18 protein-coding genes are annotated in these 23,333 nt (G+C 38.9%); 13 read left to right on the top strand and 5 right to left on the bottom strand.

The genetic code is table 11. From position 1 onward, the window contains the following. Positions 1-34: 34 nt before the first annotated feature. The 3 genes from PTI45_RS08480 to PTI45_RS08470 all read left to right on the top strand — a co-directional run bounded on the left by PTI45_RS08480 (position 35) and on the right by PTI45_RS08470 (position 5,521). The gene (locus PTI45_RS08480) at positions 35-1,564 is read left to right on the top strand and encodes an efflux RND transporter periplasmic adaptor subunit (RefSeq protein WP_069327132.1); all 1,530 of its coding nucleotides are present in this window, start codon (positions 35-37) and stop codon (positions 1,562-1,564) included. Continuing rightward, positions 1,557-4,670, top strand: a complete 3,114-nt coding sequence (locus tag PTI45_RS08475) for an efflux RND transporter permease subunit (protein WP_069327131.1) — start codon at positions 1,557-1,559, stop codon at positions 4,668-4,670. The genes PTI45_RS08480 and PTI45_RS08475 overlap by 8 nt, the downstream gene beginning before the upstream one ends. A gap of 113 nt (positions 4,671-4,783) precedes the next feature. Next, a complete protein-coding gene (locus tag PTI45_RS08470; RefSeq protein ID WP_069327130.1) occupies positions 4,784-5,521 on the top strand; it encodes a TetR/AcrR family transcriptional regulator in 738 nt (245 codons plus the stop codon). A 72-nt stretch (positions 5,522-5,593) separates the two neighbouring features. Here PTI45_RS08470 and PTI45_RS08465 read toward each other — a convergent pair whose 3' ends face one another. After that, positions 5,594-6,439 carry an AraC family transcriptional regulator gene (locus tag PTI45_RS08465; RefSeq protein ID WP_069327129.1) on the bottom strand — a complete coding sequence of 282 codons (846 nt, stop codon included), beginning with the start codon at positions 6,437-6,439 and terminating at the stop codon, positions 5,594-5,596. Between the two features lie 173 nt (positions 6,440-6,612). On the opposite strand from PTI45_RS08465, the gene PTI45_RS08460 reads away from it, so the two are divergent. The 3 genes from PTI45_RS08460 (at position 6,613) to PTI45_RS08450 (ending at position 12,896) form a co-directional block, all read left to right on the top strand. After that, positions 6,613-8,664, top strand: a complete 2,052-nt coding sequence (locus PTI45_RS08460; protein WP_069327128.1) for a beta-galactosidase — start codon at positions 6,613-6,615, stop codon at positions 8,662-8,664. A 219-nt stretch (positions 8,665-8,883) separates the two neighbouring features. Continuing rightward, a complete protein-coding gene (locus tag PTI45_RS08455; protein WP_069327127.1) occupies positions 8,884-12,027 on the top strand; it encodes a GNAT family N-acetyltransferase in 3,144 nt (1,047 codons plus the stop codon). Continuing rightward, complete coding sequence (locus tag PTI45_RS08450; RefSeq protein WP_069327126.1) at positions 12,024-12,896, top strand: amidohydrolase family protein; 873 nt, start codon at positions 12,024-12,026, stop codon at positions 12,894-12,896. The genes PTI45_RS08455 and PTI45_RS08450 overlap by 4 nt, the downstream gene beginning before the upstream one ends. Before the next feature lie 98 nt (positions 12,897-12,994). Here the strand turns inward: PTI45_RS08450 and PTI45_RS08445 are convergent, their stop codons facing one another. The 3 genes from PTI45_RS08445 to PTI45_RS08435 all read right to left on the bottom strand — a co-directional run bounded on the left by PTI45_RS08445 (position 12,995) and on the right by PTI45_RS08435 (position 15,104). Beyond that, positions 12,995-13,567 carry a YdeI/OmpD-associated family protein gene (locus tag PTI45_RS08445; RefSeq protein WP_245703460.1) on the bottom strand — a complete coding sequence of 191 codons (573 nt, stop codon included), beginning with the start codon at positions 13,565-13,567 and terminating at the stop codon, positions 12,995-12,997. 31 nt (positions 13,568-13,598) lie between these two features. Then, positions 13,599-14,093: a DinB family protein gene (locus tag PTI45_RS08440; protein WP_069327148.1), complete on the bottom strand. Its 495-nt coding sequence runs from the start codon at positions 14,091-14,093 to the stop codon at positions 13,599-13,601. A 93-nt stretch (positions 14,094-14,186) separates the two neighbouring features. Further along, entirely contained in the window at positions 14,187-15,104 is a 918-nt protein-coding gene (locus tag PTI45_RS08435; protein WP_069327124.1) for a helix-turn-helix transcriptional regulator, read from the bottom strand. 132 nt (positions 15,105-15,236) lie between these two features. On the opposite strand from PTI45_RS08435, the gene PTI45_RS08430 reads away from it, so the two are divergent. After that, on the top strand, positions 15,237-15,977 hold the full coding sequence (locus tag PTI45_RS08430; RefSeq protein ID WP_069327123.1) for a sulfite exporter TauE/SafE family protein: 741 nt from the start codon (positions 15,237-15,239) through the stop codon (positions 15,975-15,977). A 114-nt stretch (positions 15,978-16,091) separates the two neighbouring features. Here the strand turns inward: PTI45_RS08430 and PTI45_RS08425 are convergent, their stop codons facing one another. After that, a complete protein-coding gene (locus PTI45_RS08425; RefSeq protein ID WP_069327122.1) occupies positions 16,092-17,135 on the bottom strand; it encodes an SIS domain-containing protein in 1,044 nt (347 codons plus the stop codon). Between the two features lie 281 nt (positions 17,136-17,416). On the opposite strand from PTI45_RS08425, the gene fba reads away from it, so the two are divergent. The 6 genes from fba (at position 17,417) to PTI45_RS08395 (ending at position 23,330) form a co-directional block, all read left to right on the top strand. Continuing rightward, entirely contained in the window at positions 17,417-18,283 is an 867-nt protein-coding gene (fba, locus tag PTI45_RS08420) for a class II fructose-1,6-bisphosphate aldolase (RefSeq protein ID WP_069327121.1), read from the top strand. Then, positions 18,280-19,212, top strand: coding sequence for a 1-phosphofructokinase family hexose kinase (locus tag PTI45_RS08415; RefSeq protein WP_069327120.1), 933 nt, complete (start codon positions 18,280-18,282; stop codon positions 19,210-19,212). The genes fba and PTI45_RS08415 overlap by 4 nt, the downstream gene beginning before the upstream one ends. A gap of 119 nt (positions 19,213-19,331) precedes the next feature. Then, a complete protein-coding gene (locus tag PTI45_RS08410; RefSeq protein ID WP_069327119.1) occupies positions 19,332-20,111 on the top strand; it encodes a DeoR/GlpR family DNA-binding transcription regulator in 780 nt (259 codons plus the stop codon). 146 nt (positions 20,112-20,257) lie between these two features. Continuing rightward, positions 20,258-21,535 (top strand): ABC transporter substrate-binding protein, encoded by a 1,278-nt coding sequence (locus PTI45_RS08405; protein ID WP_069327118.1) that lies wholly within the window; start codon positions 20,258-20,260, stop codon positions 21,533-21,535. 16 nt (positions 21,536-21,551) lie between these two features. Next, entirely contained in the window at positions 21,552-22,490 is a 939-nt protein-coding gene (locus PTI45_RS08400) for a carbohydrate ABC transporter permease (protein ID WP_083243424.1), read from the top strand. 15 nt (positions 22,491-22,505) lie between these two features. Beyond that, the gene (locus tag PTI45_RS08395; RefSeq protein ID WP_069327117.1) at positions 22,506-23,330 is read left to right on the top strand and encodes a carbohydrate ABC transporter permease; all 825 of its coding nucleotides are present in this window, start codon (positions 22,506-22,508) and stop codon (positions 23,328-23,330) included. Positions 23,331-23,333: the final 3 nt, after the last annotated feature.

Genomic DNA, 23,333 nt, shown 5'->3' with positions numbered 1-23,333 from the left:
ATACTGGTGTTGAGATAAGAGAGGAACATGATCAATGAACAGAAAAGGATATTTTGCAGGTATAGCTATACTACTTGTTATCAGTCTAACTGCTTGTTCTACAGACTCTTCGACAATTGCTGTGAATACAACAAGTAGCAATGTAACATTTACCACTATTCAAAAACAAGCGCTTAATGTGAATTACAATTTATCAGGCACATTAACTGCTTATACAGAAACACCTATTACTTTTCGTACAGCTGGAACAGTGACATCGGTTAAAGGCGAGATCGGACAACAGGTAAAGAAAGGTGCTGTACTGGCTACACTGGATACAGCTGATCTGAATTTATCATTAGCAGATGCGAATCAGTCTGTGGCTGCTGCTCAAGCCGATCTGTCCAGTGCCAATGCTTCTTTAAAAGATGCTCAAGCCGCTAAGCAAAATGCAATGGCTACAGTATCTTCTGCCAACGCTCAATTAGCCAGTGCTCAAGCCAAAATCGATAGTGCGCGTGTAAGCGAGCAAAGCGTATTGTCTGGAGCACGTTCGCAAGAAAAAGCACAATCACAAAATGCTGTAAACAAAGCACAAACCGCTTATAATCAGGCAAAAGCAGAAGCGACCCGCTCGCAGACGTTAGCAAGCAACGGCTTACTTACGCAACAAGAGAATGAACAAGCACAGACGGCTCTAGCTGATGCGACAGATAGTCTTAAAGACGCTCAAGCCAAGCTTTCATTAACACTAGAAGGTGCAAGTGATTCAGAACGTGCAGATGCAGCTTCTGCTGTCACCCAAGCACAGACAGGAATCGCTAGTGCACAAGCAACGATAGAACAAGCCAAAGCAAGTGTAGCCCAAGCAGAAGCAGGTATTGCTCAATCTCAAGCAGGAGTCGACAAAGCGAAAGCAAGCTACGATCAAGCGATCACAGCCAAAAATAAAATTGTGTTGAGTCTTTCCTATACCACATTAAAAGCACAAACCAGCGGTGTGATTTTAGAAAAAAATGTATCTGTCGGTCAGACAGTGAGTGCAGGTTCAAGTGGTGGTGGCGCTATGGGCGGTTCATCCGATCCATTTGTAATTGGAGAAACCACACGTTTGAAAGTTCTACTGCCTGTAGCTGATAGCGAGATCAGTCAATGGAAAGTAGGGCAAGAAGTAAGTGTAAGTCTGTATGATGATGTACGCATAGGTAAAGTGACCAAGTTATATCCACAAACCAATGAAAGTACAGGTTCAATCAATGCAGAAGTCACTGTAAGTAATCCCAAGCAAGATTGGAAACCGGGACAGGTGGTCAAAGCTTCTCGTCAAGCCACGACGCAAAAAGGAATACTGTTACCTGTAGAAGCAGTCATTAGTACAGGAGATAAACCTTATGTATTCAAAAATATTAAAGGAAAAGCTGTTCAGACTTTTGTGACTGTAGGCGAGTCCTATAACAATCAGTATGTGATTAAAAGTGGACTTCAAGTTGGAGAACAAGTCGTTGTACAGGGAGCAGACCGTTTATTTAATGGCGATACTCTGGCTATACCAAAGAATGCTCAAGAGGTAACTGCTCATGATTGAGTTTTTTATAAGAAAACGTAAAGTTACTCTATTGTTTTTTGTTTTACTTATTTTGTATGGTGTCTATTCAGGGATAGGATTACCTCGACAATTACAGCCCGATGTGGTGGTCAAAACAGCAATGGTTACGACCACTTATGCAGGTGCTTCGCCAGAACTGATGGAGCAGACTGTGACTGAAGTGCTTGAACAAAAGATCAAAGAAGTGACTGATCTCAAAACGATTTCTTCAACTTCAGGAAATGGAATTTCAACGATTACGGTACAAGCAGAAGATAAAGCCGATGCAGAACAGGTATGGAATGAATTAAGACGCAAAGTTGAAGATGCTCAATCCAGCTTACCTACAGATGCAGATGTGCCGATCGTCAATGATAATCTGGCACAGAGTTTTGTACAGTCTTTTGCTATTTATGGTAAGACCAAAGAAGATGTCTATGCGTTAAATGATCTTATGAACACATGGAAAAAGCAGCTTCGTGCGATTCCCGGCATTACTGAAGTAGCGATTAAAGGACTACCTGAGCAAGAAATCAGTATCGAAGCAGATACGAATAAGCTGAAACAATATAATATTTCATGGGAAACAGTATTACAAGGTATTCAATCCGAAAATGATCGTATTCCTGTCGGAAATCTAACGTATGACAATCGTACGTATCAACTCAAAGTCGATAAATCAGATGATTATAATACGATCAAAGAGATTTTGATTACTCAAACTGAAGCCGGTATTCCGGTCTATCTCAAAGATGTAGCTGATGTGACGATGGTTCCTACCACAGAATCGTATCTCAGTTACTACAATGGTGTTCCATCGATCACTATGGATATCAGTAGTCAAGCAGGTTCAGACGTTATCAATATGAATAAAGTATTATCCGCTAAAATGACTTCTTTAGAGAAAACATTACCTTCTCATGTGAAAATAGAGTCTTTATTTGCTCAAAATGATGAAGTTGAGCGAATATTTAACGATTTAATACGAGAAATGGCGATCGCTATTATTGCGGTTATTCTGATCTGTACATTAGGTATGAACTTACTTACAGCAGGCTTTGTAGCTCTCTCTATTCCTATCTCTATTGCTCTAGGATTGATTGCATTACCTCAAGCCGGTATCACGTTGAACCAGATTACCATTGTAGGGCTGATTATCGTGCTGGGGATTCTGGTCGATGACGCAGTCGTGGTCAATGACAATATCGAGCGAAGGCTATCAACCCTTGGAGAAAATCCAAAAGAAGCATCAGTGCGAGGTACCAAAGAAGTCGCTGTTTCTATTATTACGGCTACACTTGCAACGATTTCTGCTTTTGTGCCATTGATGTTATTACCTGGAGACATGGGTTCATTTATCCGACCGATTCCAGTGATTATTTCATTATGTATGCTTGCTTCGATGATCATGTCATTAACGATTATTCCTATTTTCCGCGAATGGTATGAGAATCGACAAATTGAAAAAGGGAAACGCCATGTAGATAAGCCACCGGGTCTGTTAGGTAAGCAAATTCAGCTATTAACGAATGGCTATGCTTTTCGCTTAATGCCAGGTCTACTCAAACGTCCATTAATGGTGGCTCTGGTAGGACTTGTAGTTAGTACAGCTGTATACGGACTTGCTGCATTGACACCTGTTGAGTTATTTGGCACATCCGAAGAACCTCAGATTTCGGTAGATATTGATTTGCCTTCAGGAACCTCGCTTACAGAAACGAATAAAGTGACTGAAAATATTGCGACATGGGTGAAAAAACAGCCGGATATTGATAAATTAGCGTACGCTGTAGGTGGCGCGGCTCCCAAGTTATTTAATAGTACGGGTGGATCAGGTAATGGCGCATCTTCAGGTCAGATTCTAGTCACAGGGCAACATGGGATGAATGTTGATTCTACTGTAGAATTATGGTCAGCCGCATTAAAAACAGAATATCCCGGCATTCAAATTTCGGTAAAAGGTGCAGCACTCGGGATTCCAGTAGGAAAACCTATTTCTATTCGAGTGACAGGGGATCAATTACCAGAACTACGTAGTCTGAGCGATCAGATCAAGCAGATCATTTCAGAATCTCCGGGTACGTACGGGATTACAGATAGTACAGGAAATGATAGTTATACTTTAGATTTCGCCGTAAACAAGCAAGCGATGGATCGCTATCAAGTGACTTACAAAAACTTAACTCAAACCTTATTAATGATGGGTAGTGGATTTACTGTAGGAGATTTTGATAATGGTAGTGATTTGATTGATTTGAAATTATATATCAAAGATTCACGTAACAGCAGTCCGAATACATTGTTGCAACAGGTGAATATTACGAATTCCGCAGGTACACAGATTCCATTGTCTCAAATTGTAGAGATCAAGCCGGTATTCTCGATTCAACAGATCAATCATTATGATCTCAAACGTGTGAATACGATTGAAGCTGAACTAAGTGGACCAACCGCAACAGAAGCGATGCAAGATATTAGACCCAAGTTAGAACAGATCCAGCTTCCTGAAGGATATACATGGGAAGTAGGCGGGGAGACATCAAGCCAGAGCGATACGTTTAAAGATTTAGGTGCATTATTTGTCGTCGCGATATTTATTATTTTCATCCTGATTACGATGCAGTTCTATTCCTTATTGATTCCTTTTATCATTATGACAACAGTCTATTTAGCAGCGGCAGGTGGAGTGCTCGGGCTATTTGTTACACAGACACCGATCGGATTTATGGCGGTCATGGGTATTATTGCATTAGCCGGAATTGTAGTACGGAACGGGATTGTATTGATTGAATTTATAGAAGATGCAAGACATGAAGGTATGGAACTAACAGAAGCGATTATTCTAGCTGCTTCAGCACGTTTCCGTCCGATTATTTTAACATCATTAACAGCTATTGTGGGTATGATTCCAATTGCTACGGTAGGAGAGTTATTATTCCGTCCACTAGGTGTCGTTATTATTTTCGGATTGGTGTTCTCAACGGTATTAACACTATTTGTTGTACCAGCGTTGTATATGGTAATGGCTCGTTATACTGACAAACGAATGACTTCTAAAATAGAACGCAAAAACAAACGGTTAGCCAAACGACAACAGTCGATGTAATTACAATACTTCATTGCTATCCTAATCATATACTTCTTAAAAAAGCATTTATGTATAGATAGTAGCTAAATATGTGGTTGCTATCTATGCGTTGGTGCGAAGGAGGTTAATAGATGAATAACACCTATACCGTGGTTCAACGAGCCAAACTGCTATTTTTTGAAAAGGGATATGATGCTGTTACAGAGCAAGATATTATGCAGATCTGTGGTCTGAATGAAAAAGAATTTACAAACCAATTTAAAGATAAAGATCATTTGTTTTGTTTAATTTTAGATACAATGTGTCAGGATATAGATCATCTTATTTTCACCAATTACACAGATCCTTACTTGATCCCCGAGCAGAAAATAATAAACTATATGCAAAGTTATATGCAGTATGTAGATATGGTGTATACTCATTTGCATCAAAGTCATGTTGGGAAAGAAAATGTATTAGATCATCCAACTATTCATCATGCCTATCAACGGTTAGAATACAGTCTGAGTAGTGTACTGCTAGAAATGATGAATACTGTCTTATATGAGCTAGATGATATTAATCTATTGCAATGGAACAAAGACCATTTGAATCAACAGATCCAGCAGTCTAATCATGTACTATTGTTTCAAGCATTGGATATTCAACAAAGCCTCTATAATTCGAAAATATCTGTGCATACCGATCAGCTCACTTTAGAAATGAAGCGTGTAAAGTGGCGTGAAATCATGCAGACAGAGCAAGCAATAATGAATAGCCAAGATCGATGTATACTGGTTAAGACGTTACTCCATTGTATAGAGCAACATCCTATCGTTATGCTTGATTCTTTTGCAGGTACAGAGCAACGTTCTTATGAAATGCATTGAGAATGATACCATAGATTGAACAAAAAAGATGCTGAAGATATTCGGCATCTTTTTATACATATCATGTTCTTATCAAGAATCCCAACTTAACCTAAATTGTTCAGGCGTGAGATCAACGACTTTTTTGAAACAATGGATAAAATAGCTACTTTGCGAAAAGCCTGACTCCACGGCAATATCTTGAATCGTTTTATTCGTAGACAGTAACAACTTTTTGGCATGTAAGATTCGAGATTCTAGTAAATAAGCAGTAGGCGTGACACCCATAGATTGATGGAATTTGCGAGAAAAATAAGGCACACTGTAACCTGTGAATGTAGCAATTTCTGTGATCGATATAGATTGTGTACAGTGCTCACGCATATAATTGGCGGCTGCATGAATGCCTGGTAATGAAGGATCTTTGGGCAAGTGGAGGGATACCGCATCTTTACTCATATGCAACAACATTTCGTATAGAATAGCAGAAGCACGTATTTCTTGCTGAAGATCGAAGTTGCGACCTAGCGATAATAACTCATCCATCCGTTGATTCAATGTCTCTATATGATGATGTTCAAATAACCAGACTTCACTAATGCCCCGATTACCCAATAAAGATTCGAGTGCGGAAGCAGAAAAGTGAACCCAACGTATATCCCATGGATCAGAAGGATCGGCTTGATAGCGTTGTGCCAGTTCAGGACCGTATAAGAATCCATGACCTGCACTCAGCTCATATTTCGTACCTTGACTATATACATAACCTTTTCCTTTCAAAATAAAGTGTAGATTATATAACTGGTTTAATTTGAAATCACTGCTTTGAGCTGGACGATCTACGGTATGAGAAGCATGGTTCTGATAACCACCTATAAAGTCTGGATAACAACTATAATGCGGAAATGAAGGATTGGGAAAGAAAATATGTTCTCTCATCGTTACGTCCTTTCATATGAAATGAATGCTATGCTACGACCTATTTTATAGTAACAGCAGTTATATCGTAAATCCATAATCGCAAAATAGTGTTATCAGGATAATTACTCGTTATATACGGATACGCTCAGTAGACTTAAAATAAGACTATCCAAACAGTAGAGGTGATAGTCATGAACAAATCGATTCAGCTAGATTCTTTGCAATTAGGGGTATGTTATTATCCTGAACAATGGTCGGATTCCTTATGGGAAGATGATTTTAAACGAATGAAACAGATGAACCTTTCTCATATTCGAATCGGAGAATTTGCATGGAGTGTATTTGAACCACAAGAAGGAGTATACGATTTCGATCTGTTTGATCGTGTATTAGATCTAGCTCAACAATATGAATTGAAAGTGATTATGGGAACACCTACAGCCACTCCGCCTGCATGGTTAACTCATAAATACCCTGAAGTATTGAACGTATCCATCGAAGGTGTTACATATCAACATGGTATGCGGAGACATTACAATTATAGTAGCCCCAAATACCGAGAATTATGTGCAAATATTACCCGTCAAATGGCAAATCATTTCAAAAATCATCCGGCTATTATAGGTTGGCAGATCGATAATGAACTAAACTGTGAAATTAGTGAGTTCTATGCAGAAGCAGACCATATCGCATTCCGTGAATGGGTACAACATCGTTATCATACGTTGGAAGCGCTTAATAAAGCATGGGGGACTGTATTCTGGAGTCAGACGTATACAGATTGGGAGCAGGTATATTTGCCACGTCCTACCGTATCACACTCTCCTAATCCGCATCATGTCTTAGATGAAAAGCGGTTTATTTCAGACAATACGATTGCATTTGCTCGTATTCAAGCAGAGATTTTGCGAGAAGTTGCACCGCATCATTGGATTACAACTAATGGATTGTTTGGTCATTTAGATACTCATGCCTTAACAGAAGAAATGCTCGACTTTTTCTCATATGATTCGTATCCTCAATTTTCAACGATTTCCGGAAATAACGAGCACAAGCCGTTACTGGATCGCAAATGGAGTCAGAATCTAAGTGTTGTGCGTAATATATCTAATAATTTTTGTATTATGGAACAGCAAGCAGGGCCGGGTGGCTGGGTGAATCGTATGAATATGCCTGCTCCACGTCCAGGTCAATTGAGACTGTGGACATACCAATCTGTACTGCATGGTGCCGATCTAGTCATGTACTTCCGCTGGCGTACAGCTACATTTGGTACAGAGATATACTGGCATGGTCTCAATGATTACCATAATCAGCCTAATCGTCGTATTGCAGAAGCCACTCAAGTAGGGGAAGAATTTGTCTCCATCGGCGAAAAGATTGCAGGTACAACGTATCAAGCCAATGTTGCTATTCTCAAAGATTATGATAATGATTGGGATGGCGAATACGATATCTGGCATGGCCCTTTAACCGCTAAAAGTATTAATGCATGGTTCAAGCAACTTCAATATCAGCATATTCCAACAGATATTATCTATTTGCGTCATCAGACATTAGAAGAACTACAACGCTATCAATTAATCATTTATCCGCATGCGGCGATTATGTCTGAACAGACAGCGATGTTATTAACTCAGTATGTAGAAGCAGGGGGAACACTGATCTTTGGTGCAAGAACAGGATACAAAGACTTGAACGGTCAGTGCCGGATGGCGCCTATGCCAGGGCCTGTAGCTTCTTTATGTGGTATCTCTGTAGCTGATTTTACTTCTATTACAGGTACGATTGAAGCCCCCGGACTGCTCTGGAAGCATAATAACAAGCAGATCGAACAAGCCGCAGAATTATTTAACGATATTTTGCACATTCAGCATGATGATGTAGAAGTATTAGCTACCTATACTTCGTGTTATTACGAAAATGCTCCTGCATTGACCAAGCGTTCACAGGGGCAAGGTCAGGTGTTGTATTATGGAGCAGCATTTAATGAAGCAGTTGTAGATGAATTGTTGAGTCTATTGGACATTTCTTCACCACTTGTCGATTGGTTAGAATTACCGGAGCAAGTAGAAGTAGGGATTCGCCAGAATGAACATGCAGACTATGTATTTTTGCTTAATTACAGTGATCAACCGGCTTCTATTCATGCCAAAGTTCCGCGTACAGATATCTTAACAGGCACAACCATAGATGGAGCCACGACTATACCGGCTTATGGCGTGATGATTTTACAGTCTTAATTTGAAATAAGTCAAAAACCTCCTGATCATGAGGAGGTTTTTTGTTGCTCTGATTTGTAGGAGTTATCACATGAATAGTATGATCGTTCTCAAGCTTTGCTTATGCAGTGAACCATAGTATTATAAAAGACAATTAGACAGAAAGGAGCGAAAGTTGTATCTTCATTGAATCGTAGCTAGTAAAATACGGATATTTTATCTAATAGAGGAGCCAGAACAATGACCCAAATGGATAATATTCAAATAGTAACTTATGAACCACGCTTTGCTGCATCGATTGCAGAAATGTGGAATGCCAGTCATGAAAGTTGGGGTGGTGATAATACTGTTCAGACCGAACAAATGATTTTGAAAGAACACCACAATCATACACATATTGATATCTTTTTAGCAGTAGTAGCAGAAGAAGTCGTAGGATATTGTAGCTTTTCTCATTATAAAGAAGATACAGGTGCTTTATACATTCCATTACTTAATGTACGTCCAGATTATCATGGACATAAGATCGGCAAGCGCTTGGTCTTACGAGCAGTCGAAGAAACGTTACAACGTGGATGGCCACGCTTAGATTTGTATACATGGCCGGGGAATATCAAAGCCGTTCCTACGTACAAAAAAGCAGGTTTTTTCTGGGAACGTCGGGATGATACTACACATCTTATTAATCTTATTCCTTCGGTGTTGCAGACACCAGCAGTACAGTCTTACTTTGAACATATGGATTGGTATACAGATAGCACTCGCGACATTATAACCGAACCGGATGGACGGCAAGAGTACGGATTTGATTATTTCACCTATCAGTGGAGTAAAGACGATCTACACCTCAAAATGGAATATGAACGCACAGGACGCGGACTGCGATTGATTGAAACGAATGATTATAAAATTCAAGCGACGATCCCTGTTGCGCATGGATTGCCCTTTGGAACGGAGTATCCGATTGTCTATGAAATCATTAACAAAACAGGTAAGCCTTTATCGCTTGAAATCCGATCAATCAGTAATAACGCGGTATCGTTTGACTTACAAGAATCGAAAACAGTAGACACCCACGCCACTATTGAGGGACAGTTTCATATTATGCCGATTGAAGAAGAGCAAGACCTTTTCCAGACGCATCCGGTTGTCGAAGCCGAGTTAGTCATTAATGGGAAGTCTGCTATATTCAAGATCGGAGTCGAACCTAAATTTCCAGTTCGCTTAAAATTACAAGCGCCTCACCGCATGATCATGGTCGGCGAAGAAGTACAATTAGAATTAACAGTAGAAAATGAATACGATCAAACGGTAACTTATTATATGAAATGTCCAGATGACGATATCTTATCTTTTCAACATGCAGAAGTAGCTATTGAAGTTCCAGCTCGATCACGTCAAGCAGTGACACTGACAGCAACGCTACTTAGCTATGGTATCTGGCATCATTCGATTTCTATTTACAAGGAAAAAAGCTATACAGCCGATTCCAAAGTTCTTGACCAATACATAAGTCTTGTATTTTCAGGGATCTCCTCTTCTTTTGGAGGCGAGACGGCTGAAGATTGGGTTATTTCTAACGGACAATACCATGTCTGCTTGAACAAAATAAACAATAAGCTTGCTATCTATAAAGGGCTAGAAAGTATTACCCAACTGTTCCATCCCAAATTTGGACTACCTTACAAAAATGAGTTTCAAAAAGATCGTGCGTCTAAGGTCACTTTCCGCCAAGAAGAAGCGATGATTCTTGAAGCAGAATATAATCTGGAAACGCTCCATATCCTTTTGACAACTGTTGTAGAACTATATCCAAATGGTATCGTAAATCGATATTACAAAGTGAAGAATACGAGTGAACAGGAACGAACCGAACCTTTATTTTTAAAAGAACATTTCCGCCTTGCGCTAGAAGATAGTGTTATTCCTTATCGACATCAGTATATCCATACAGCTAAAGGTTCTGATGCTTCGGCTACAGATTACTGGGAAGTTAGCGATATTACTGAAAATTGGTTGTTCTCATATACCCCTCATGCAACCTATGGTGTAACATGGTCAGCCGATCAGACATTGATTACAGATCATTGGTTATATGCATTAGAACATTCGCTATCGCTCAGCAAGCTTGGAGAACAAGTCGAAACGCCTGTGCTACAGTTAGCGATTGGTACATGGAATGATTGGCAAGATTTTCGGACATTTGCTTTACAGAAAAGCTCAGCAGATACATTAATAGCGACTTCATCTCTGGAGCTAAAAGTAAATCAAGGCAATCCATTTGCACAGCAATCACTACATGTGGAGATTACAGAATACAAAAATGTGATACTGGAGGGTACGCTATCGATTGCTTCACAGTTCAATAGTGTAGAGCCGAATCAATATGAGCTTAATAGAACATTAGAACTGCATGATTTCGAGGTTCAACTTCCTTTACAATCAGCTCACGAAATAGATGTGCTGAGATTACAACTGGATATGGACTCTTATATACTAAAAGAACAGCGCTTAGTCTTTCCAGGATCTGAACAAGCGATCACGCAGGAAATTATCTCTACAGAGCATGGAGATATTCATACAGTGCGCAATGGTGTACTTGAATTTCAAGCCAGTCAATCTTTTGCACCGACTGTATTTTCGCTGAAGTATCATGGGGTCGAATGGTTAGATTCTTCATTTCCACAACCAGTCGCTAAATCATGGTGGAATCCATGGATAGGTGGGATGACATTAGAAGTTCATGGTCTATCACCACGTACCTTGTTAGAAGAAGAACGCTCTGTTGAATTTACAGAAATCAAAGATAATCTAGGAAATGTATGGTCAGGTATTTGTATCACGGTTCATATTCAGAACAATGTAAAATTAAAAGGACTGTCGTTCCAGCAGTATTATGTTACGCTTCCAGGGGTTCCTGTCCTGTGTAACTTTATTAAGCTTGATCAACATACAGGAACCACATTATCACCATTTGGTGCGAATCATTTTAGCTTTTATAAAGTCAGTGAAGAGATCAAAGACGCCAAAGCTTATATTAAAAATACAGTTCAAGAAGATGTGATCTACAAAGCGGGCAAAGTGCAATATGAAACAGAAGTCAAAGATAGAATCATTCGCTTTGGATCTAATGAACGGAAAGAAAAGTTACTGTTTGTTGACCATCCAGAAAATGAATCTTGTGCTGTGTTTGTGAATACGCATTTAGTCGCTTCTGTGGCTATCGCTAACCTATTTGCTAACAACAATGAACAGGTATGGGGCAAACCACAATTTTATATCATTTCAGATGCCGAGATTCCAGATTCCACATTATCAGATTTATTCAATATTCAATTTGATGTACGTGATACAACAAATGATTCAGAAGGGAGTCCATCATGAAAATCATAGATGCCCATATTCATTTTTCGGAAATAGAATCTTTTTATGATACAGCTGAGACACTAGCTTCAATTGACTATAGCCAAAAAGGGTTATTGGATGAATTTGTACGATCAGGTGTAGTCGCCGCTGTTGGAATGGGTGTGACAGAGACTTCTGCTGGTGGTTTCCCGGATACAGATGCTCTTAATCCCATGTTGTTAGATCTGAAAGACCCTATGCCAGATAATCTGTTTACCTGTGTAGGGATTAATCCGGTGACTCTTCATCAAGAAAGTCAATGCAAAGCATTAGAGGAATCGTTACAATGGGATCACGTTGTAGGGATTAAGTTATATGCAGGGTATTATCATTATAATGTGGGTGATGCTATCTATGATCCGGTGTATGATCTTGCGCGTAAGTATGAACTTCCGATCGTTATTCATGGAGGTCTAACCTATTCAGATCATGGACTGCTTAAATACTCACATCCTTTATCCATGGAAGAAACGTTCCTTAAGCACCGGGATATTACCTTTATGTTATGTCATTTAGGTGATCCGTGGGTGATGGACACCGCAGCTCTACTTGAGAAAAATCCCAATTTGTATGCTGATCTTTCCGGTTGGATTGTTGGAGATAGCTCTAAAGTGTACCGCCTGATGGGTGAACAAACCTATGTGGATCATTTCAAGCGTGCTATCGTGTTTGCTGAAAAGTATGATCGGCTTGTATTCGGTACCGACTGGCCGTTAGTGCCTTTAGATGCTTATATTGCTTTTATCAAAAATCTAATTCCTGAAGCGCAATGGGAGAATGTATTTTATAATAATGCACTTGAAGTCTTTCCCAAATTAAAAAGCTGGATAGAGTCGCAATCAATCTAATCATAAATCAAAGCGTGTACTTTTATGTCAAACATCGACATAGAAGTACACGCTTTTTAATGTGGGAACTTTCTTATGGTATTTGTCACAATCCTTGTTTATATATCTGATGTATCTAATAAACGCCCATTGTCATGCCACTGACCATACATTTTATTGGCTTTGGTGTTAGTGATCAATTTCTGAAGCCGATTGTGAAATACTTCAGGTTGATGCTCTGTACTCTGAATCGTATCGATTCTCACTCTTTGATATAGTGCTGGAAAAGTTAGAAAGTGAGCATACACTTCAGGCTCTTCTTGTAAAGCTTGAAGGATATGTGGATGAATAATAAAATGTTCTTCGTTCATATCAGGTAGTACTTTTCGACCTTCCTCCGTCATCAACCCCAGTCGCTCCAAACGACGAACACGTTCTTTATTTAGTTCAGTCCATGAACTTTTGGGACTACGAGGAGATAATCGCTGTGCTAATTGTGTATCAGATATTTTCTTTTTGACCCCATCGATCCAGCCAAAGCATAGACATTCTTCGACCACATCTAGATAGAGTAGAATATTGGGAACAGGTGTGATACTCACAATCACCCAACAATAGGGCATATCATTACTATGCTGTTGTAACCATGCTCTTAATTCTATTCTGAAATGTATAGTGAGAAGATGGTCAATGTTATTCAATGTATCATGTTCCTTTCGATCATTAGATAGATGATGCCGATTCCTGATACCAGAATAATAGATAATCATTCATTACAGAAGCATGACCTAATTGACGAAGCATAGTAGAAATATTTCCTCGATGATATGTTCCGTGGTTTACTACATGCAGTACGATTTCCGCTAAACGCGTCTGCCTTGGGCCGACATAAGGATTGTTCAGTAGAAGAGATTGTTCTAAATCTATTCCACTTTGTAGCCATTGTTGATACTGATCAGTTAATACTGCAAAACGAGTGATATACTCATCGATAGAAGTCAGTGTGGTCTGATTTAAAGCCATACATTCTTGTAAGGCTTCCGGCATTTCTTTACCTTGTAACACTTGATAAAACATTCGATCTACAGCGTACATATGACTTAGTGCATGTGCAATAGTCGGGAAAGAGCTACCTACTTCTGCATGTAACACAGAAGCAGGCAGTTCTTGAATCCTTTCCATAATCGTACGGCTTGCCCAGATATGGTACTCAAACATAGCTACAGGATGATTTGGCACAAATAACAGCTCCTCTGGAATGATAATTAATTTCTATCCTCATCATAGCCAAACAAGTATGACAACAGTATGTCATACTTCTGGATAAAGGTTGAGCGCCTGTTGAAGTTGTTGCTTTAAGATACTACGTAACTCGATAGGTTCTAGTACTTCAATACCATCTCCGAAGCTAAGCAGTGTCGACCGCAACCATTTGGCTTCCAGTGGTTGGTAGACAGGAATACGCATAATCATACTTCCATCTGTCTGAAATTCCTTATCGGCTTGCTGAAATTGATCCAGTGCTTCAGACAAGGCTTGGGGTGCTACACGAATTAAGATATTTTCTAATAAAGTATTCCATTCTTGTTCGGCATGTATAGGCTCTTGAGGGCTAAGTGGATGAGCTTGGAAATGTTCTTCGGTTAACTCCACATTCATCATTCGAGACAAGCGAAATTCACGATAATCCTGACGTGTCCGGCAGAATCCTTGTACATACCATGTGCTATATTTAAAATGAAGCCATAACGGTTCGATTTCTCGCGCCTTATGCTCATTATTGGCATTAATATAATCGAAACGAACGACTCTAGTATCTGTAATGCCTTGACGTAGAAAAAGCAGCGCATGAGGTTCTGTACGGTATGTATTAAAATTGATCGCCAGATTAGAATGATGATGTTCAGGAGCAATATTCTGTAGACGTTCAATAGTACTTTGAGCACGTTGATCTTGAAATACAGTGGAGAGACTACCAAGAACAGTGATCAATGAATTGACATCGTACGCACCTAGTAGGCTTTTATCCATTTTGTATCCATTCATAATCCCGTATCCGCCGCCACTACCTTGATAAGAGACAATCGGTAATCCAGCAGCACAGAGTACATCAATATCCCGATAAATAGTCCGTTGTGAAACTTGAAATTGTTCTGCCAATACAGAAGCAGACAATACTTCATGATGAAGTAATTTATAGATCATCGCAATCAATCGTTCTAATTTCATCGTATTATCCCGCCTAATTTGGTTATTAGATTATATCTATATTGATCCTATAAAGTATTATAGTATGGATAGATAAAAGTATACCGTATAATCTAATATAATATAGAATCTAGTTAACATGAAGGAGTATAGATGATTACTATAGACGCTCTACTGATAGGGGCAGGTATTATCCTGATTGCAAGTTTTGTACAAGGACTGACTAGTTTTGGGTTTGCGTTGATTGCTTTACCCTTACTGAGCTTGTTTCTCCCTATTCAACGTGTTGTACCGATGATTGTGATATTGAGTATGCTGATTTGTTTGTTGGTCTTAGGTTCAGTGTATCGAGATACGAATATTCGTAAAATCGGATTATTGATTATCGCAAGTGTTGCTATGGCTCCGGTAGGAACGTTATTTTTACTTATTATCAGTGGGAGTGTACTTAAAATTGCGACAGGTATATTGATTACACTATTTGCTGTGTTTTTGTTAAGTGGACGCACCATTCCGATAGCCAATGAAAAAGCAGCTTATCTATCAGCAGGAGCATTAAGCGGATTGCTGAGTGGAAGTATCTCTGTTAGTGGACCTCCTATGGCATTGATGTTGTCTAATCAAGGCATGTCCAAGCAGATGTTTCGAGCCAATCTAGCCTTAGTCGGTGTGATATTAAATGGAGTGACGATCATTACCTTTGTATATAGTGGATTGATCGATCAGGAGATAAGTCTGTATCTAGGTTGGATGTTACCGGTGATGGTGATTGGGACATGGATTGGAGTTAAAGCGGTTAACTATTTGAACGAGCAGAAGTTTAAAAAATATTCATTGGGATTGATTATTTTATCTGGAATTTGGACGCTATTAGCCGGTCTAGGTGTGATTTGAAATGAATAAATGATAGGCAAATAGTACAACTCAAAAGAGAACAGACCTTTATAGAGGACTGTTCTCTTTTGTTGTATAAATTTTATCGGCACTATTACAAATACAAATCTACTTTTACAACTTTACCCATGCTTCCAATCCATCGGGTTGATCAGGGTTAATATTCTGACGCTCTGCACTGGCTAATGCCACTATTTGCGGGATGAAAATAAAAGGAATCCCTTGTGCTGCTGGATGCAAAGGTTGTTCTAAAACAATTCCTAGATGGACTAATGCATCTGGAATCCGATTGGCGTGATCGGCTAACGCAATAATTCGTGCTCCGCGAGCATGGATATCTTGAATAAGATCATGTTGATACGATGTTCCTTCTCCAGTTAATGCTGCAATCACCAATGTCTCTTGATCAATAGTGACCATTGGGCCATGGCGAACATCTAATAAGTGAAAAGCATGCGCTTCTGCTTGAGCAATTTCAGTAATAGCAATTGCACCCTCGTTAGCTAATCCTTGTAATTCACCATCTGCTAATAAAATGACACGATTCCATGCGAAATCAGCTACTTCTCGAATCGATGCTTCTACTTTTTCCATATAAGCTTCGCCCATTTGAATCGCACTTTGAATATCTTCAATTAATTTCTCATCATTACTCCAAAAAGCATTAATCAACAGATTAGCTAGATACAAATTCGTGACTGTACGAGTCTGACATACACTATGATCAAATGCCCATGGTAATTCTAAAGATAAATCAGCTTGTGTAGATAAAGGAGAATCGGATACACAGGATAGAGAAAGAACCGAAAGAGGTTGTAGTTTACGTACACGTTGAATAGCTTCTATAATTTCGCTTGTACTCCCTGAGCGTGATGGAGCAACCAATAATGTATTTGCCAAAAGAGGAGCATATCGCTCTGCATTTAGCATGAGATCACCACCTGCTAATGCAGATGCAGGCATATGTGTATACAAACGAGTCGAAAAAGCGGCGGATTCACTTAGGCAGTAACTAGAGCCGCAACCTACAAAGGTAATAGAAGTAGGTTGAACTTGTTGTCTTAATTCTTCAATAGCATGACGATGTTCTAGCATATAATTGAACGTCTGATGTAGCGCTGTATATTGCTTTTTTACTTCCTGATACGTTAAATTCATGAATTGACCTCCATATAGTATATTTTGCAACATAGTCATTACGAGCGGACTTCATATATAGTATATTTCTTTATTTTGATTTTTTCAATCATAATTATGATTTATTAAATCAAAAGTTGATTATTGTGATATTTATTACGCTTATTTAATGGAAAAATAAATAAAATTGTAAAAAATAATAAAAAAAGATTGTTTTGATCATAAATTAAGAGTATCATAATTAAAAAATGATCTAAAGGATCAAATTAAATGATTTATTCAATCATTAGGGAGATGTTAATATGCCAATTATTTCATCCACTGTTATGCTCCAAAAGGCAAGAGAACATCAATATGCTGTAGCTGCTTTCAATGTACATACTTTGGAAATGCTACAAGCTGTTGTAGATGCTGCTACAGAAATGGAGTCTCCACTTATTATCCAATCGACGGTGGGCACTGTTCGTCATTTAGGTGCTAAGTATTTAGTCGAAGCAGCGACAGTTGCTGCTAATCAATCTTCTATTCCGATCGCTCTTCATTTGGATCACTGTACAGAGTTCAATCTTATTATTGAATGTATACGTGCAGGTTATACCTCGGTCATGATTGATGCTTCTATGCATTCTTATGATGATAATGTAGCCATCACTAGCAAAGTCATGGAAGTAGCAACTGCTGCTGGTGTAAATGTAGAAGCAGAACTTGGCAAAGTAGGAGGGGTAGAAGACGATATCGTCGTTGATGAAAAAGATGCTCTATTAGCAGATCCTGAAGAATGTCTGAAATTTGTAAAACAAACCGGAGTACTTACATTAGCACCTGCGATTGGAACAGCACATGGCATTTACAAAGGCGACCCCCATATTGATTTTGAACGAATCGAGAAAATTGCAGCATTGGTCGATATTCCATTGGTTCTTCACGGAGGTTCAGGTATTCCAGCAGAACAAGTGAAGCGAGCCGTTGCTCTAGGGATGTCCAAAATGAATGTAGCTACTGAATTACGTATCGCTTTCTCTGATGCGATTAAGCACGTTTTTGACGAAAATCCTTCAGAAAACGATCCACGTAAATATATGATTCCTGCCAAAGAAGCAGTTAAACAATTAGCCATGCAAAAAATCGGCTTATGCGGATCGGCAGGTAAAGCTGGCGTTCTACAATGATTACTACAGTGACATTGAATGCAGCAGTCGATAAAACGTATTATATGGATTCATTTGCGACCCATCAGGTCAATCGGGTCAGACGTGTACTAACAGAACCAGGTGGTAAAGGGAACAATGTAGCCAAAATGATCAAATTATTAGGTGGTGAAGTAACTGCTTCTGGTTGCATAGGAGGAGACAATGGACAACTAATAGACCATTTACTACAAACACGCAAAATAAATACAGATTTTGTTATGACATCAGGTGAATCGAGAATATGTCTTAATATTATTGATGAATCCAGTCACTATGCTTCTACTGAACTTTTAGAACCGGGGCTTACGATTTCTTCATCGCAATGGATAGCCATCAAGCAGAAAATACAACAACTTGCACAGTTGTCTACGATTATTGTTTTTTCAGGGAGTTTACCTCAAGGAGTCGCAACGAATGGATATGCTGAACTCATCGAAATTGTACAGCAGGCAGGGGCACATGCTTTTTTGGATACAAGTGGAGCCGCTTTTACAGATTCAATTCAAGCTAAGCCTTATTTTATCAAACCGAACCAACATGAGTTAGAACAGTGGAGCAATACTTCGCTGACAACAGATCAGCAATATATTGATACAGCATGGCTTCTTATTAATCGTGGGATAGAGAATGTCTGTATTACACGAGGAAGTCAGGGAGCGATTGCAATCATCAATAAGCAAGTGTATCAAGTGATATCTCCGTCTATTCAAGCCATTAATACGGTAGGATGCGGTGATGCTTTTGTAGCAGGCATGGCATTTGCCACATTAAGACAGTACGACCCTATACAACAGTTAAAGTTAGCTTCTGCTGTTGCTAGTGCAAATGCTTTATCTGAAAAAGCAGGCGATATGGATTATGCTACTTACTTGGAGTTAGAATCTGCTGTTCAGGTCATTCCTTTATAAAAGGTGAACCGTATGAACCGATCATAAATACTTGCAATTCATTCTGTAATCATACAAAATGATTAAAAAGAGCAGAATTATATGAATAATGCTCATAACAATCAAAGGAGATTGCAGAAATGGAGTATTCTAAAAGTGAATTACGGCGAACAAAAATTATGGATATGATCAAAAAGAATGGAAAAATATCTGTCCAAGAAATTACTAGCGTTATTGGTTGCTCTGAAGCTACAGCTAGACGTGATCTAGATCTTATGGAGAAAGAAGGACATCTGATTCGTACGATTGGCGGAGCCGTGTACGAGGGTGGAAGCAAAATCAGTCAGGATGAAGTTCCATTTGTCGATAAACAGCTAGCTCAGCAACCAGATAAGCAAAAAATCGCAGAAGCGGCGGCGGCATTAGTCGTTGATGGTGATGTTATTGGTCTTACAGGCGGTACAACTACTTTTTTGATCGCTATGGAATTGAAGCATCGCAAAAATATCACTGTTGTTACAAATGCCGTCAATATTGCTTTTGAATTAGCAGATGCTGAAGGAATCCAAGTGGTTCTAACAGGTGGTGTAATGCGCTCACAAAGTTATGAATTAATTGGCCCTTTAGCTGAAAGTGTTATTCAGAAGATTAATTTGAGCAAAATGTTCTTGGGTGTAGATGGTGTCGCATCTGAACGAGGGTTTACTATGCATTCTGAATTAGAAGTACGCATTGCTCAGCAATTGAGTGAGCGTTCTAGTGAAGTATATGCTGTGTTCGACCAAAGTAAACTTGAGAAAACAGCTTTATTTACGATTATGCCTTTAAAAGAAGTGACCGGTATTATCACTAATGTACATCCTGATTCCTGGTTACAGCAATTATGTGAGAAAGAACATGTTCAACTACAACTTGTCTAATGATTGGGATATCTATCTGATCATATAGCTGTTATTACGTATAGACAAGGTTGTGTAGCTCGAATATCCAACTTTTGTCTATACACTATAGGTAATAGAAATAGAGCATGTAAGAGTACTGAATTTGAAAGGGGGAATTCATAAATATGCCTACTAAGGTTTTGAACCATTTCATCTTACTGATCTTGATTACTGTGATGCTAGCAGGATGTGCATCGAATTCTAAAAATGTAGGCTCCTCTGGTAAAACTAAAATCGTATTTTGGGCACATCAAGAAAGTGCAATGAATGATGCATATAACAAGCTGATCAAAGCTTATGAAGCCAAGCACCCCGATATCGAAATTGAATTTCAGACCTTTCCATATGACGTTTATAATCAAAAACTTAAAGCCTCTTTTTCTGCACAAAACCCTCCCGATGTAGCTGAGATGTTTGGTACATGGGTTCCAGAGTATAGTAAAAATGGAGCGCTGACCGAAGTTCCTAATATCGACAAGATCAGCAAAGAGTATTATCCAGCCCCATTAGGAGCTTATCAATACAATGGCAAGTTGTACGGTTTACCACTTGAATATAACCTCGAAAATGGAGGCATGTTGCTCCATCCTGAAATGTTCAAAAATAAAGGACTAGAGTATCCACCCAAAACATGGGCTGATTTAGTCGAAAATGCCAAAACATTAACGGTACGTAATGATAATGGCATTCAAATCAAAGGATTTGATTTTGTTTCTTTAGACAATATTACGTTTACTTTTCTCTCCATGATTTTGCAACAGAATGGAAAGTACTGGGGAACCGATAACCATGTAAGCTTTCAAACTCCAGAAGCTATTCGAGCAATGAATACGCTTACTTCTTTGGTTAGTGTAGATAAAGTAACTGATCTTTCTGTTTTTGGAGGTCAATTGGATAGTTCAGATTACTTTTTCCGTGGCAATTCTGCTATGACTTATCGTGGTCCTTGGACAGTTGCTTCTGGACTGGATAACTATAAGGTGAAAGACTTTGAGTATGTCCCTGTTCCTTCATTTACGAATGAGAATCCTTATTTCGCAGCAGAATCAGGATGGGGTGTAGTCGTAGCCAGTAAAAGTGAAATACAGAAGCAAGCTTTGAGTTTCATTCAATTTCTAAGCGAAAATGAAAATCTGCTTCAATGGAATGTAAGTACATTTACGGTACCTGCAAAAAAAGAAGTCGCGAATAATCCTGAATTTTTGAAGAAGAATCCATACATGAAAGCACCGCTTGATATTTTGAAGTATGGTCAATGGATGGGTCCTATTGCAGATCGAGATTATTTCTTCAAACAGATTAACGATAACTTTCAGTTGATTGTAAGCGGACAGATCACCGTCGAAACAGGTCTAGGTAATATAGAAAAATCAATCAATTCAAGTCAAGACCAACACAAGTAATCGAGGTGAATAGCGAATGAATAAAAGTATCGAAGCTGGAAATACCAGCAAAAGAACATTCGATAAAGGAACCACTCGTTCATATCAAAATGAGAAATGGTTTGTACGTATTGCTCTAGCCCCGATTCTACTTCTTTTTGGAGTATTTGCTTTTCTGCCGATTGCTTGGAGTTTGTTGTTATCTTTTTATGATTATAGTCCGCTCAGTAATCATGCTGTTTTTATAGGTATCAGAAATTATGCATTGTTATTTCAAGATGCAGTCTTTCTAAAATCGCTCTGGGTCACTTTTAAATTCGTTGGTATTACTGTGATCAGCAATATTTTGATTACCTTAGTTATTGCAAGTGCGATCTATGCAATACGAATCCAATGGCTTAAAAATTTATTTCGCACGCTGTTCTTTTTACCGGCTATTGCTCCACTAGCGGGAACGGCAATTGTTTGGACAACTATTTTGAATTATGACAGTGGATTGTTCAATGTGATTCTGGGTCAGCTACATATTGCTCCTGTTCACTGGTTAAGTGACCCCAAGTATGCCTTGTTATCGGTTATTATGATGACGCTCTGGGCAGATATTGGCTATAATATCGTGCTATTTATAGCAGGCAGAGATTCTATTGCTGATATGTATTATGAGGCGGCTATTCTGGATGGCGCTAATCGCTGGCATTTGTTCTTTTTTGTGACGTTGCCTTTATTGCGTAGAACGATGTTATTTGTAACGATCACTACAGTGATTTCGTATTTTCAAGCATTTCCACAATTCCAGATTATGACCAAAGGAGAGCCGTTTAACGAAACAAGAGTCTTAGCGCTTAATATTTATGACCAAGCTTTTTCCAATTCCAATATGGGCTATGCTTCGGCAATGGCAACTATATTCTTGATCATCATTTTAATCGTTACATTAATTCAGTTCCGATTAGGACGTTCTAGCTGGGAACAATAAGAGGAGGAGATACAGATGCAACGAAAAAGTCCATGGTTGGATTCGATCGTATTGGTGTTCCTAATCGTGACAGCAGTGGCAATGATGGTTCCCTATCTATGGATGGTAGTATCTTCTTTCAAAAGCAATATGGATATCATGTCAGGTCAGGGAAGTTTTTTTCCAAATCATCCGACATTAGAAGGATATTTCACTGTATTTGAAGATGCTCCATTTGTGAAATGGATGTGGAATAGCGCTATTTCAGCAGTCATTATTACCATCATTACACTGTTTACAAGTGCACTTGCCGGTTACGTTTTTGCTAAGCATCAATTTAAAGGCAAACGCATTTTATTTATGTTGATTCTGGCAACGATGATGATTCCTTTTCAAGTGATTATGATTCCCACCTATCTGATCACTGCAAGACTTGGATTGATTGATCATTTAGCCGCTATTATTTTGCCTAACCTTGTTAGTTCGTATGGAGTGTTCTTAGCCAAACAGTTTATTGAAGATATCCCGCAAGACTTGTTAGATGCTGCGCGGATAGATGGCGCTGGTGAATTGCGATTGATGATTCGCATTATTGCTCCTCTGATTTTGCCGATGTTATCAGCGCTTGGTATCTTTACATTCATGAATGCATGGAACAATTATCTATGGCCATTAATCGTATTGAATGATACCGATCATATGACTGTGCCTCTGGCACTTGTATATTTTAACGGAACTCATGTGATCAATTACAATGTTGTGATGTCTGCTGCTGTCTTAATTACTTTACCTGTAATGATTGTTTTCCTTATTTTCCAAAAGCAATTTATCAAAGGCTTAACCATGACAGGTATGAAATAACAA

This window comes from Paenibacillus nuruki (genome assembly GCF_001721045.1).
Classification (GTDB): domain Bacteria; phylum Bacillota; class Bacilli; order Paenibacillales; family Paenibacillaceae; genus Saccharibacillus; species Saccharibacillus nuruki.
This window is presented reverse-complemented; position numbering and strand designations above follow the sequence as displayed.